A 13685-nucleotide genomic window follows, 5' to 3' on the forward strand; every position below is an offset into this window, starting at 1 on the left:
CCTTTCCGACCGGACCACTCTGCCAGCGGCCCGGCCGGCCGGTGTCAGCGAACCTGACGACGTGACCGCCCGCGTCCACCTGATCAACGCGGCGTGCCCACATGCCACCTCTGTCATGTCACTGTTGACATGTCATAGGGCACGTGTCACCGTTGGGACATGACTCCGAACTACCTGACCGGCGAGCTGGCCCCGGTCGACGACGAGATCGAGGCGTACGACCTCCAGGTCGAAGGCACCCTGCCGACCGAGCTGACCGGCCGCTACTTCCGCAACGGGTCCAACCCGGTGCCCGGCGAGGACCCCGGCCACTGGTTCACCGGCCAGGGCATGCTGCACGGCATCCGCCTCAACCAGGGCCGCGCCGAGTGGTACCGCAACCGCTGGGTGCACACCAAGCGCATGGACGGCGGCGCCCTGTACGGCCCCGACGGCAGCCGCGACCTCGCCGCCGGCGCGGCCAACACGTCCGTCATCGAGCACGGCGGCAAGATCTTCGCGCTGATGGAGACCAGCTACCCGTGGGAGATCAGCCCCGAGCTGGAGACGGTCGCGCCGTGCGACTTCGGCGGCCGCCTCACCACCGGCATGACCGCGCACCCCAAGGAAGACCCCGAGACCGGCGAGCTGCACTTCTTCGACTACGGCATGCGACCGCCGTTCCTGACCTACCACCGGCTCTCCGCCGACGGCGAGCTCGTCACGAGCTTCCCGGTGCAGGTGGCCGGGCCGACGATGATGCACGACTTCGCCGTCACCCGGAACCACGTGGTGTGGCTGGACCTGCCGGTCGTGTTCGACTTCCAGCTGATCGGCCGCGGCATGCCGTACCAGTGGAGCGACAAGTACACCTCGCGCATCGGCGTGATGGGCAAGGACGACCCGACCGTCACCTGGTTCGAAGTCGACCCGTGCTACGTCTTCCACGTCGGCAACGCCCGTGAGGACGGGCAGGGCCGCGTCATCCTGGACGCCGTCCGCTACGACCGCGACGCCTGGTTCGAGAGCTGGACCAAGATCGGCGGCGCGCCGCGGGCCGAGCAGGCCGCCTCGCTGGCCGTCAGCAAGCTGCACCGCTGGATCCTCGACCCGAGCACCGGCAAGGTCACCGAGCAGGAGCTGGACGACGGCAGCATCGAGTTCCCGACCGTCGACGACCGCCGCGTCGGCCTGGCCAACCGCTACCTGTACGGGGTCGACGAACACGCCATCGTCAAGTTCGACACCGACCGCGGCGTGATCGGCCGGCACGAGCTCGGGGCAGAGTGGCGCGCCGGAGAGGCAGTCTTTGTGCCGGCGGCGGACTCCAGCGGGGAAGATGAGGGCTGGCTGCTGTCGATCGCCACCAACACCGATCCGGCCGTTGCCTCCCAACTGCTCGTGCACGATGCCACCGACGTGGCCGCCAAGCCGGTCGCGTCGGTGGTGCTACCCCGTCGGGTGCCGGCCGGCTTCCACGGGTCCTGGATTCCGGACGGAGAACTGTCGCGATGACCGAGCCCACGAAGTCGCCCGGTGTGGCCACGATCCTGAAGTCGCTGGTTTTCGACGTCGGCGTGCCGACGGCGGCCTACTTCGTGGCCCACTGGCTGGGGGCGAGCGACTTCGTCGCGCTGCTGGCCGGCTCGCTGATCGCGCTGCTGCGCACGCTGGTCGTCGCGGCCCGGGACCGCAAGTTCCAGCTGTTCTCGGCCGTGATGGTCGGCGTGTTCACCGTCGGCATCGTGCTCTCGTTCCTGACCGGCGACGTGAAGTTCTTGCTGGTCAAGGAATCCGCCGGCACCTTCGTGGCCGGCGTCGCCTTCCTGGTCAGCTGCCTGATCGGCAAGCCGCTGATCTACTTCGCGGCGCTGCGCATGCAGCCGGCCCGGGAAGCCGAGTTCGCCCAGCTGTGGACGACCCGGCCGGAGTTCCGCCACACCTTCGTGGTGCTGTCGGCGGTATGGGGCTTCGGGTTGCTGTTCGAGGCGCTGCTGCGGATCCCGCTGGTGTTCGTGCTGCCGACCGAGGTCATGGTCACCGTGTCGACCGTGATGATCATCGTCGCGTTCGTGCTGCTGGCCGTGTGGACCAAGTGGTATGCCGGCCGCCGGCAGGCCAAGTTCGCCCAACTCCAGCCGGCCACCGAGGCCTAGTCCGCGGCGAAGATCGCGCGGTGCCAGATCGCGGTCAGCGTGTCCACCAGCTCGGCCTGGCCCAGCGCGCCCACGTTGTGCGAGATGGTGTGCTCGGTCATGCCCACCAGCATGGTGGCCATCGAGTGCGCGGAGGGCGGTCCCGCCGGGGCCGCCCCCGTCGCGCGATTGCGCTCGATCATCTCCTCGGACGCCGCGACCAGCCGGCCGTTCAGGTCGGCCATGAACTCCTGGGCCTCCGCCGGGGCGTCCGGGTTCTGCGCGGCCAGCAGCACCGCGCCGTGCTCGTCCCACATCCGGACGGCCAGCTCGATGCTCTGCCGGACCGTGTGCCGCATGTCGGCCTGGGGTTGCAGCCAGCACTCGACGACCTGCGTGACGAGCTCGTCCGACACCCGTGACAGCAGGGCCAGCAGCATGGCCTGCCGGGACTCGAAGTAGAAGTAGAAGCTGGAGCGGGAGATGCCGGCACCCCTGGCCAGCTCCTCGATGCCGATCTCGGCCAGCGGCCTGGTCGCCAGCAGCCGCTCCGCCGTCTCCAGCAACGCCTCCTGTTTGAGGTCGCCCTTGCTGGGGCCTCTGCGGCGGACGGGTGCGGACACCCACGGATCATACCCTTTTCAACCCGCTGGCGACTTTTTTCGACACCGTGTTGACTCTGCGTCGGGCCGGGGCCACAGTGGAGCCATGACGCTGACCGTGGACGACACGCCGTTCGGCTTCGATCCGATGAAGCCCGGCTTCCGCGACGACCCGTACTCCGTCTACCGACGGCAGCGCGAGAGCGATCCGGTGCACCACAGCGCGATGGGCATCTGGACGTTGACCAGGCACGCCGACATCGAGGCGGCGCTGAGGGACCAGAAGCTCGGGCACGGGGTCGGCATCAACCGTGCGGCGGATCACCTGTCGTTCCTGACGTTGAACCCGCCGGACCACACGCGGCTGCGAGGACTGGTCAGCCGGGCCTTCACGCCCAAGGTGATCCGCGAGCTGCGACCTCGTATCCAGCAGCGGGTGGACGATTTGCTGGCTCCGTTGCGTGGCGCCGGCGAATTCGACCTGATGAGCGCCTTCGCCTATCCGCTGCCGGTGATCGTGATCAGCGAACTCATCGGCGTGCCGGTCGAGGACCAGGCACGGTTCAGCGGCTGGTCGGAGGAGATGGCCCGTGGCATCGACCCCGACTTCATGCAGACGCCCGAGCAGCTGGTCCGCCGGGACGAGGCCAAGCTGGAGTTCGACAACTACTTCCGTGAACTCATCGCCGCCCGCCGCGGGCATCCGGCCGACGACCTGCTCACCGGGCTGATCGCCGCCGAGCAGGACGGCGACAAGCTGGACGAGCAGGAGCTGCTCGACATCCTCGCGCTGCTGCTGGTCGCCGGACACGAGACCACCGTCAACCTCATCGGCAACGGCACCCTGGCCCTGCTGCGCAATCCCGCGCAGCTGGCCTTCCTGCGGGACAACCCCGACCAGGCGCCGGCCGCCACCGAGGAGCTGCTCCGCTACGACTCGCCGGTGCAGTTCGTGTCCCGGGTCGCGTTGGCCGACACCGAGGTCGCCGGCGCTTCCGTGCTGGCCGGCGAGATCGTGTCCATGATCCTCGGCGCCGCCAACCGCGACCCCGACGCCTTCCCCGACCCCGACCGTCTTGACCTGACCCGGCAGCCCGGCCGCCTCGTCTCGTTCGGACAGGGCATCCACTTCTGCCTCGGCGCCCCCTTGGCCCGCTTGGAGGGTCAGCTGGCACTGGCCGGCCTCGCCACCGCGCTGCCCGAGCTGACGCTCGTCGACGACCGTCCGGTCTACCGTGACCACTTCATCCTGCGGGGAGTGTCGGCGCTGACGGTCAGCGCCTGAGCTTCGCGGTTTGCGTCCGGATGGCGTAGTGGGGTATGCTTCGAGCTAGAAACGGCTGTATCGGTGCATAGGTCAGAACGACCGAACACCACATCCTAAGGCCGCCCCCCGGGGCGGCCTTAGTGCTTTTATGCGCTATGTTGCCCGGGTGCATTTCTGCTATATCGACGAGTCCGGCGGCTCAGAATCACCCGATCGGGGAATTAACTCGACTCCGGTGATGGTGATTCTGGGGCTTATCGTCGAGGCCGGCGCCGTTCCCGGCCTCACCCGTGATTTCCTGGCCCTCAAGCGGCGGTACTTCCCGCGCCGCTTCAACACCGGCCTCGCCCTGGACGAGGTGCTGCACGAGCTCAAGGGCAACGAGGTGCTGCAGATGGTCCGCAGCGACTCCCGCAACCGGCGCCGCCAGGCCTCGCTGATCCAACAGGCCCTGATCGAACTGGTCAACCGGCACGGCGGCAAGGTCGTCGGGCGAATCTGGGTCAAGCGCCCCGGCAAGGGGCTCAAGCCGGACGCCACCTACTGCTACGCCGCGCAGGACATCGCGAAGCATTTCTCCCAGTATCTGATCGAGCGGAGCTCGACCGGGCTGCTCATCGCCGACGGCCGGGACCCGGAGGCCAACTCGCGGGTCGCGCACTCGATATTCACGCAGAAGTACCGGGTCGCCGGCGACCCGTATCCGCCCGTGTTGGAAGTGCCGCTGTTCTCCGACAGCCGAAACCATGTCGGTATCCAGATCGCCGACCTGCTGGCCTCCACTCTCGTGTTCCCGATGGCCGCCGTCGCGTACGGCACGAAATGCGTTTCCGTTCACTCCTCCGGGCGATACCACCGGGTGCGGGACGACCATGGCGAGGCGCTGCGGGAATTGCAGTTCCGCTACCTCGACGAGACCGGCCGCTGGCGCGGCGGACTGGTCGTGAGTGACATCGGGTGCAAGCGAACCGGGTCGCTGCTGTTCAGCGCGGCCCCCTGAGTGGTCCAGACCTTGACAGCCGCACGGGGGCTGTATCCAATGGGTTTCCGCCGCCACGCCCAGGTTCCCGCGCGGGAGGACATCCAGACATGTCAACGATCCCCCGGCAGCTGGTCCTCGCGGCCGCCGCCATCACGTTGCTCGGGACGGCGGGTGCCGCGCAGGCGGCACCGGTGAAACCGAAGGCGGTGCCGTACGCCAGCGTGGTGCCGGCCCCGGCCACCGTGGCCCAGGCCAGCTCGGTCTTCACGCTGGGCAGCGGGGCCAGGATCGCCGCCAGTGGCCAGGCCGCACCGGTCGGCGACTACCTGGCCGGCGCGCTGCGCCCGGCGACCGGCTTCGCCTTACCGGTGGACAAGGCGTTCGTCGCGCACGCGTTCGACCCGATCCAGCTGCTCGTCGCGCCCGACCCGTCCCTCGGCGACGAGGGCTACCAGCTGACGGTCAACACGAACTCGGTGGTGCTGACCGCGAACAAGCCGGCCGGCCTGTTCGAGGGCGTGCAGACGCTGCGCCAGCTGCTGCCGGCCAGCATCGACGCCAGCACCAAGCAGGCCGGCCCGTGGACGATCCAGGGCGGCCGGATCACCGACCACCCGCGCTTCGGCTACCGCGGCGCGATGCTGGACGTGTCCCGCCACTTCTTCGGCGTGGACACGGTCAAGAGCTACATCGACGAGATCGCCCGGTACAAGGTCAACACGCTGCACCTGCACCTGAGCGACGACCAGGGCTGGCGCATCCAGATCAACAGCTGGCCGCGGCTGGCCACCTATGGCGGCAGCACCCAGGTCGGCGGCGGCGCCGGCGGCTACTACACGCAGGCCCAGTACAAGGACATCGTGGCCTACGCGGCCAGCCGGTTCATCACGATCATCCCCGAGATCGACATGCCCGGGCACACCAACGCCGCACTGGCCTCCTACGCCGAGCTGAACTGCAACGGCGTGGCCCCGCCGCTCTACACCGGCACCGACGTCGGCTTCAGCACGCTGTGCGTGAACAAAGACATCACCTACAAGTTCCTCGACGACGTGATCGGCGAGCTGGCGGCGATCACCCCCGGCCCGTACATCCACATCGGCGGCGACGAGTCGCAGTCCACCACCGACGCCGACTACAAGGCGTTCATCCCCAAGGTCCAGGCGATCGTGGCCAAGCACGGCAAGATCGCCATCGGCTGGCACGACATCAGCAAGGCCGATCTGCTGCCGTCGACCATCGGGCAGTACTGGGACACCACGCCGACCAACGCCGCCGTGCAGGCCGCGGCCAAGAAGGGCACGCATTTCGTGCTGTCCCCGGCCAACCTGGCCTACCTGGACATGAAGTACACCGCCAGCACGCCGCTGGGCCAGGACTGGGCCGGCCTGATCGAGGCCAAGGACGCCTACAGCTGGGACCCGGGCAAGTACCTGACCGGGGTCAGCGCGGCCAACGTCAACGGCGTCGAGGGTCCACTGTGGACGGAGACCATCACCAAGCTGGCCGACATCCAGTACATGGCCTTCCCACGGCTGGCCGAGCTGGCCGAGCTGGGCTGGTCGCAGGCGGCGACGCACAACTGGACCACGTTCAAGACGCGGCTGGCCGCGCAGGGGCCGCGGTGGAAGGCGCAGGGCGTGAACTTCTACGCCTCGCCGCAGGTGCCGTGGGCTAAGTAGTCCTGACGTACTCGTGGAAGCGGCCGACTGGGGTGAACCCCAGTCGGCCGTACCAGTGTTGGGGCCAGTCGACGCCGTCGGCGAACAGGAACACCGTCTCGCAGTCCCGGGCCCGGCGCAGCGCCTCGTGCATGATCGCCGTCGAGTAGCCGCGGCCTTGGTACCCGGGCGGCGTCAGCACGTACTCGATCTGCGCGATCCCTTGGTGCAGATACAGATCCGCCCAGGCGACCGGTTGACCGTCGGCCAGCACCCCGAGGAAGTGCACCTCGTCCGCACCCCGCTGCCGCGCCGCGATGCGGGTGGCCAGCTGCTCCACCTCGTCCTCCGGCAGCTCCGGCTCCTCGGCCCGCCAGTTCCGCCGCAGCGCCTCGATCATCACCGGCAGTTTCAGCGACTCCACCCGTACCGCCGGCTCCGGCGGCACCTTGGCCCCGAACCTCATCGGCACCAGCTCGTGCGCCTGATACCCCGCCGCCTCCGCCGCCGGCCCGAACTCCCGCCCCGGTTCGTCGTCGAGGAACACGATCACGCGGTAGTCCAGGTCCGCCATCACCTCGTCCACCGCCGCCAGCAGCTCCCCCGCCTCGACCGGCTCCCGCACCAGCACCCGGTTGTTGTTGTACGAGGCCGGAAAGTCCCGATGTCGGACCGCCACCCCGCCCGGCACCTCGATCACGTCCGTGGCCTGTCGGCAGGAAAACCCGACCAGGAAGTCGACGATGTCGTCGGGGGTGCTCATCCGGCCACGGTAGCGCCGCCCGCCCCGAAGCCCGCTGCCATTTCGCCGACCCCGCGCGTTCGGGCTACAGCCGGACCCAGTTGACAATGAGCACGTCGACCCGACGCTGGTCGGCCAGCAACAGGTAGGTGATCAGGCCGGGACCGCCGCCGAACACCAGCTGATAGAGACCGCCGTCGGGATTACCGGCGTGCAGCGGCTCACCACGCTCCGGCACGAGCGCGAGCACGTCGAACGCCTCGGACAGCGCGCCGTGTGCGGCCGACGGCAGAGCGCGGATCTGCGCACGCGCGAGCGGATCGATGTCGAGCTGGTAGGACACGAAGAGCGACCGTCAGATGCCCAGCTCGGCCTTGAGCTCCTGCCAGGAAACACTGCCGTCGCGAGGCGTACCCGTGCGACGCACCTCGGCGGTGGCGTCCGCCATCTCGCGCAGGGCATTGGCGTCGGTCTCGGTCTGCCATGCCACCCGCCGCCAGACCCGCAACACCTGGTGCAACTGGTCCAGGCTGAGCGTCTGCCGGGCGGCGGTGAGCGCCGCGTCGTAGGCGGCGTCGAACTCGGCCACCTGCTCGGACAGCAACGCCGCCCGGATCGAGGCCGGCGAGCCGAACCTGGCCGCGGCTTCCTCGTCGCCGGCCCACTCCGTGTGCCCCTGGGCCATCGACTCGGCGGACTGATGCGGATCCGAGTTCGAGTAGTGCGCCGGCGAGGCCATACAGCCACGATAACGCTGACGTGCAGCAACCGGTAGCGACCCGCAAGGACCGGTAGTGATCGGTACCGGTCCGAGGGAGACCCAACTCACATTCCAGGCGGTATGTGATACATGCAGGCTGGATTGATTGTTACTTGGGGCACCGCTACCGTCGAGGTGATGCCCGAGCCAGGAGGCGCCACAGCCATGAGCACCGAAGCTTTTGTGTTCGACGCGGTCCGGACCCCGCGGGGGAAGGGCAAGCAGACCGGGTCGCTGCACGAGGTCAAGCCCGTATCCCTGCTCGTCGGCCTGATCGACGAGCTGCGCACCCGCAACCCGAACCTCGATCCGGCCCGCATCGACGACGTGGTGCTGGGCTGCGTGACCCCGGTCGGCGACCAGGGCGCCGACATCGCCAAGACGGCCGCACTGGCCGCGGGCCTGCCGAACACGGTGGCCGGCGTGCAGCTGAACCGGTTCTGCGCCTCGGGCCTGGAGGCGGTGAACATCGCGGCGCAGAAGGTGCGCTCGGGCTGGGACGACCTGATCCTGGCCGGCGGCGTCGAGTCGATGTCCCGGGTCCCGATGGGCTCGGACGGCGGCGCCTGGGCGATGGACCCGGAGACGGCCTACGACACGAGCTTCGTGCCGCAGGGCATCGGCGCGGACCTGATCGCCTCGATCGAAGGCTTCTCCCGCGAGGACGTGGACGCCTACGCGGTGGAGTCGCAGGCCCGCGCGGCCAAGGCGCAGAGCAACGGCTTCTTCGACCGCTCGGTGGTCCCGGTCCGCGACCGCAACGGCCTCGCGGTGCTGGAGCGTGACGAGTTCATCCGCCCGCAGACCACGCTGGAGGGCCTCGGCGAGCTGAAGCCGTCCTTCGCGATGATCGGCGAGATGGGCGGCTTCGACTCGGTGGCGCTGCAGAAGTACCACTGGGTCGAGCGCATCAACCACGTGCACACGGCCGGCAACTCGTCGGGCATCGTGGACGGCGCCGCGCTGGTGGCGATCGGCAGCGAGCAGATCGGCAAGGAGTTCGGCCTGACGCCGCGGGCCCGCATCGTGGCGACGGCGGTCAGCGGCGCGGACCCGACGATCATGCTGACCGGCCCGGCCCCGGCCTGCCGCAAGGCGCTGGCCAAGGCCGGCCTGACGGTGGACGACATCGACCTGGTCGAGATGAACGAGGCGTTCGCCGCGGTCGTGCTGCGCTTCATGCGCGACATGGACATCCCGTGGGACAAGGTCAACGTCAACGGCGGCGCGATCGCGCTGGGCCACCCGCTGGGCGCCACCGGCGCGATGATCCTCGGCACCATCGTGGACGAGCTGGAGCGTCGCGAGCTGCGGTACGGAATGGTCACCCTGTGCATCGGCGGCGGCATGGGCCTCGCCACCATCGTCGAGCGCGTCTGAGGGACGAGGTCATGAGCGAGTACTTCCAGTGGGACTCCGACTCCGACGGCATCGTCACGCTGACGATGGACGCGCCGGGCCAGTCCGCCAACACGATGAACCCGGTGTTCACCGCGGCGGTGACCGAGGTCGTGGAGCGGCTGCGCCGCGAGCGTGACGACATCACGGGCGTGGTGCTGACCTCGGCCAAGAAGACCTTCTTCGCCGGTGGCGACCTCAACGACCTGCGCCGCGTGACGCCGGCCGACGGCGAGACCTTCATGGCCACGCTGACCAGCACGAAGGCGGCGCTGCGCGGCCTGGAGACGCTGGGCCGACCGGTCGTGGCGGCGCTGAACGGCTCGGCGCTGGGCGGCGGCCTGGAGATCGCGCTGTCCTGTCACCACCGGGTCGCGCTGGACAACCCCAAGTCCCGCTTCGGTTTTCCCGAGGTGACGCTGGGCCTGCTGCCCGGCGCCGGCGGCGTGGTCCGCACGGTGCGCATGCTCGGCATCGCCGACGCCCTGCTGAAGCTGCTGTTGCAGGGCCAGCAGCTGGCCCCGGCCGCGGCCAGGGACACCGGCATCGTCGACGAGGTCGTGGCGACGCCGGAGGAGATGATCGGCCGGGCCAAGCAGTGGATCAAGGACAACCCGGCGGCCGTGCAGCCCTGGGACGTCAAGGGCTACAAGATCCCCGGCGGCACGCCGTCGGTGCCCAAGTTCGCGGCCAACCTGCCGGCCTTCCCGGCCAACCTGCGCAAGCAGCTCAAGGGCGCGCCGATGCCGGCGCCCAAGGCGATCCTGTCGGCCGCGGTCGAGGGCAGCCAGGTCGACTTCGAGTCGGCGCTGCGCATCGAGTCCCGCTACATGCTCCAGCTGTCGGCCGGCCAGGTCTCGAAGAACATGATCAAGGCGTTCTTCTTCGACCTGCAGACGATCAACAAGGGCGGCAGCCGTCCGCAGGGCGTTCCGCAGTACACGACCAAGAAGGTCGCCGTGCTCGGCGCCGGCATGATGGGCGCGGGCATCGCCTACTCGGCCGCCCGCGCCGGCATGCAGGTCGTGCTCAAGGACGTCTCGATCGAGGCAGCCGAGAAGGGCAAGAACTACTCGGTCGGCCTGCTGGACAAGGCGCTCAGCCGCGGCAAGACGACGCCGGAGAAGCGGGACGAGATCCTGGCCCGCATCACCCCCACCGCCGACCCGGCCGACCTGGCCGGCTGCGACCTGGTGATCGAGGCCGTCTTCGAGAACACCGAGCTCAAGCACCAGGTGTTCGCCGAGATCGAGAACGTGGTCGAGCCGGACGCGCTGCTGTGCTCCAACACCTCGACGCTGCCGATCACCGGCCTGGCCGAGGGCGTCAAGCGCCAGGCCGACTTCGTCGGCCTGCACTTCTTCTCGCCGGTGGACAAGATGCCGCTGGTGGAGATCATCCGCGGCGCCAACACCGGCGACGAGGCGCTGGCCAAGGCGTTCGACGTGGTGCTCCAGCTGAAGAAGACGCCGATCGTGGTCAACGACAGCCGCGGCTTCTTCACCAGCCGGGTCATCGGCACGTTCATCAACGAGGGCGTGGCCATGCTGGGCGAGGGCCTGCCGGCCCCGTCCATCGAGCAGGCCAGCACCCAGGCCGGCTACCCGGCCCCGGTGCTGTCGCTGATGGACGAGCTCACGCTGACCCTGCCGCGCAAGATCCGCGACGAGTCCCGCAAGGCGATCGAGGCGGCCGGCGGCACCTGGGTCTCACACCCGGCCGAGCAGGTCATCGACCGCATGGTGGTCGACTTCGACCGCGGCGGCCGCGCCTACGGCAAGGGCTTCTACGACTACGCCGACGGCAAGCGCGCCGGCCTCTGGCCGGGCCTGGTCGAGCACTTCGGCAAGCCGGGCATCATCCGCGAGGGCGACGAGATTCCCTTCAAGGACATGCAGGAGCGCATGCTGTTCGCCGAAGCCATCGAGACGGTGAAGTGCGTGGAGGAAGGCGTGATCACCGCCGTCGCCGACGCCAACATCGGCTCCATCTTCGGCATCGGCTTCCCGGCCTGGACCGGCGGCGTGCTCCAGTACATCAACGGCTACGAGGGTGGCCTCAACGGCTTCATCGCCCGGGCCGAGGAGCTGGCCCAGCGCTACGGCGACCGCTTCGCCCCGCCGGAGCTGCTGCGCAAGAAGGCCGCCGCCGGCGAGACCTTCGAATAACTGTCCACGTTGCACACTTGTGCGGTTCAGACTTGGCCCCGCTGGCCAAGTCTGAACCGCCGGTGAAGGGTTGGCGACAAGCTGGTCTGCCGGTAGCCTGCTCGTCGCCGGGGGTTCAACGGCACTCCCGACACTGCACTGCACCACGACGCGGTGAAGGGCAGGACCAGAATGCGACTGGGGATTCTCGTAGGCTGCTTGGCGATCACGCTGGCCGGTGCGCCGGCGTTCGCGGCCACCAGCAGCGGCAACCTGATCGTCGGCGGCGACGCCGAGGCGGGCTACTGCACGAACGACTGGCACGCGGCCACGACCGTGCCCGGCTGGACGGTCACGGCCGGCAGCCCGGACGTGATCTGCTACTCGGCCGGCAGCTTCGGCCATCCGGCCAATCCCTTGCCGGGAAAGGCTTTTCTCGCCCCCGGCGATCAGGGTGACGGCACGATCTCGCAGACCGTCGACGTTTCCTCGGCGGCAGCGGCGATCGACGGCGGCGGTGTCACGTACGACCTGTCCGGCTGGCTCGGCGGCTGGACCACTTATGCCGGCTATGCCGGCGTTTCCGCGCAGTTCCTCGACGGCTCGGCGCACCAGCTCGGGACGACCGCGCAGCTGCCGACCGTCAGCGAGTCCGATCGCGGTGGCACAACGGAGTTCCTGGCCCGCGACGTCACCGGCGCGGTGCCCGCCGGCACGCGTTCGGTGCTCGTCCAGGTGCGATTCGTCAACAGCAGCGGGGAATCCGGCTACGCGGACAACCTGTCGCTGACGCTGTCCACGCCGGTGCGCCAGCCGGTGCTGACCCCGCCGCCGTCGCAGGTCCCCGGCTACGACCACGTCTTCACAGTGATGATGGAGAACACCAACTACTCCGCCATCATGAACGACACCACTGACACGCCGTACCTGCACAGCCTGATGGCGCAGGGCACGTTGATGGCCAACTACCACGCCGTCTACCACCCCAGCGACGAGAACTATCTCGCTATCGCCGGCGGCGACACCTACGCCACCGGGGCGACGTACTTCCCGAACATCAACGACCCCAACGCGCATCTCGGTGACAAGCTCGAGGCCGCCGGCAAGTCGTGGAAGGCGTACGAGCAGGGCATGGGCACGCCCTGCAACACCACCACGCAGTACGACAAGTACTACGAGCCGGACGACGCCCCGTTCATCAACTACACCAACGTGAGCGGGAATTCCGCGCGGTGCCAGGCCCATCTGTTCGACACCAACCAGCTCACGACCGACCTCGCCAGCGCGTCGACCACGCCGGCGTTCTCGTGGTTGGCCGCCGACGACTACTACGACGGTGAGGCGTCCGGCAACGGCAGCGCCGCCAGCCTGAAGGTCCAGGACGGCTGGCTGAAGCAGACCCTCGACCCGATCGTGCACTCGCCGGCGTGGACCACGCAGCGCTCGCTGCTGATCGTCACCTGGGACGAGAACGCCTCCGGCGTCGGCAACCAGGTCGCCACGATCGTCGTCGGCTCGCAGGGCACGGTCCCGGCCGGGCGGGTCAGCACCAGTCGCTACGACCACTACGGCACCGGCCGGACGATCGAGGCCGCGCTCGGGCTGCCGGCGATCACCGCCAACGACCGCTACGCCACGCCGCTCGACGACGCCTTCACCACGACCACCGCCGGCAGCACGCTGACCGGCGGCCCGAGCACGTTTCAGTACTCAACGCCGGCCGCGACCGTTAGCGACAAGAACTGGATCGGCATCTACCCGGTCGGCGTGCAGCCCGGTTCGCAGCCGTCCACGACCTGGCAGTACGCGCCCGGGGCCGGCGGCAGTCTCACGTTCTCGCTGTCGGCGGGCACCTATGCCGCCTGGTACCTCTACAACGACGGCTACACCGCACTGGCCGGCCCGGTCACCTTCACCGTCAGCTGACGCCAAGCGGGACTCGCCCTGACGCCAAGCGGGACTCGCGGGGGTTGATGAACCCCCGCGAGTCCCGCTCAGCGTCATATCGAAAT

The 13685-nt window shown here is 69.0% G+C and carries 12 protein-coding genes; 8 read left to right on the plus strand and 4 right to left on the minus strand.

Annotation, left to right across the window (positions count from 1 at the left end; genetic code table 11):
• Positions 1-159: 159 nt before the first annotated feature.
• On the plus strand, positions 160-1494 hold the full coding sequence (locus M3Q35_RS28195; protein ID WP_273935555.1) for a carotenoid oxygenase family protein: 1335 nt from the start codon (positions 160-162) through the stop codon (positions 1492-1494).
• Complete coding sequence (locus M3Q35_RS28200; RefSeq protein ID WP_273935556.1) at positions 1491-2135, plus strand: VC0807 family protein; 645 nt, start codon at positions 1491-1493, stop codon at positions 2133-2135. Before M3Q35_RS28195 ends, M3Q35_RS28200 begins: the two co-directional genes overlap by 4 nt.
• On the opposite strand, the gene M3Q35_RS28205 is transcribed toward M3Q35_RS28200, so the two are convergent.
• The gene (locus M3Q35_RS28205) at positions 2132-2737 is read right to left on the minus strand and encodes a TetR/AcrR family transcriptional regulator (protein WP_273935558.1); all 606 of its coding nucleotides are present in this window, start codon (positions 2735-2737) and stop codon (positions 2132-2134) included. The genes M3Q35_RS28200 and M3Q35_RS28205 overlap by 4 nt on opposite strands.
• A gap of 85 nt (positions 2738-2822) precedes the next feature.
• Here M3Q35_RS28205 and M3Q35_RS28210 point away from each other — a divergent pair, with 85 nt between their 5' ends.
• The 3 genes from M3Q35_RS28210 to M3Q35_RS28220 all read left to right on the plus strand — a co-directional run bounded on the left by M3Q35_RS28210 (position 2823) and on the right by M3Q35_RS28220 (position 6647).
• Complete coding sequence (locus M3Q35_RS28210; protein ID WP_273935559.1) at positions 2823-4001, plus strand: cytochrome P450; 1179 nt, start codon at positions 2823-2825, stop codon at positions 3999-4001.
• A 130-nt stretch (positions 4002-4131) separates the two neighbouring features.
• A complete protein-coding gene (locus M3Q35_RS28215) occupies positions 4132-4983 on the plus strand; it encodes a DUF3800 domain-containing protein (protein ID WP_273935560.1) in 852 nt (283 codons plus the stop codon).
• 89 nt (positions 4984-5072) lie between these two features.
• Positions 5073-6647, plus strand: coding sequence for a beta-N-acetylhexosaminidase (locus M3Q35_RS28220; RefSeq protein WP_273935561.1), 1575 nt, complete (start codon positions 5073-5075; stop codon positions 6645-6647).
• On the opposite strand, the gene M3Q35_RS28225 is transcribed toward M3Q35_RS28220, so the two are convergent.
• The 3 genes from M3Q35_RS28225 to M3Q35_RS28235 all read right to left on the minus strand — a co-directional run bounded on the left by M3Q35_RS28225 (position 6640) and on the right by M3Q35_RS28235 (position 8107).
• Positions 6640-7389, minus strand: coding sequence for a GNAT family N-acetyltransferase (locus M3Q35_RS28225; RefSeq protein WP_273935562.1), 750 nt, complete (start codon positions 7387-7389; stop codon positions 6640-6642). The two genes, M3Q35_RS28220 and M3Q35_RS28225, sit on opposite strands and share 8 nt — an antisense overlap.
• Positions 7390-7453: 64 nt before the next feature.
• Positions 7454-7711: a hypothetical protein gene (locus tag M3Q35_RS28230; protein ID WP_273935563.1), complete on the minus strand. Its 258-nt coding sequence runs from the start codon at positions 7709-7711 to the stop codon at positions 7454-7456.
• 12 nt (positions 7712-7723) lie between these two features.
• Positions 7724-8107: a DUF6247 family protein gene (locus tag M3Q35_RS28235; RefSeq protein ID WP_273935564.1), complete on the minus strand. Its 384-nt coding sequence runs from the start codon at positions 8105-8107 to the stop codon at positions 7724-7726.
• 186 nt (positions 8108-8293) lie between these two features.
• Between M3Q35_RS28235 and M3Q35_RS28240 the strand changes: the two genes are divergently transcribed.
• The 3 genes from M3Q35_RS28240 to M3Q35_RS28250 all read left to right on the plus strand — a co-directional run bounded on the left by M3Q35_RS28240 (position 8294) and on the right by M3Q35_RS28250 (position 13599).
• Positions 8294-9508, plus strand: coding sequence for an acetyl-CoA C-acetyltransferase (locus M3Q35_RS28240; RefSeq protein ID WP_273935565.1), 1215 nt, complete (start codon positions 8294-8296; stop codon positions 9506-9508).
• Positions 9509-9519: 11 nt separating this feature from the next.
• Entirely contained in the window at positions 9520-11694 is a 2175-nt protein-coding gene (locus M3Q35_RS28245) for a 3-hydroxyacyl-CoA dehydrogenase NAD-binding domain-containing protein (protein WP_273935566.1), read from the plus strand.
• A gap of 198 nt (positions 11695-11892) precedes the next feature.
• A complete protein-coding gene (locus M3Q35_RS28250) occupies positions 11893-13599 on the plus strand; it encodes an alkaline phosphatase family protein (protein WP_273935567.1) in 1707 nt (568 codons plus the stop codon).
• The last annotated feature ends 86 nt before the right edge of the window (positions 13600-13685 follow it).

The sequence above is a fragment of the Kutzneria chonburiensis genome, assembly GCF_028622115.1.
GTDB lineage: Bacteria > Actinomycetota > Actinomycetes > Mycobacteriales > Pseudonocardiaceae > Kutzneria > Kutzneria chonburiensis.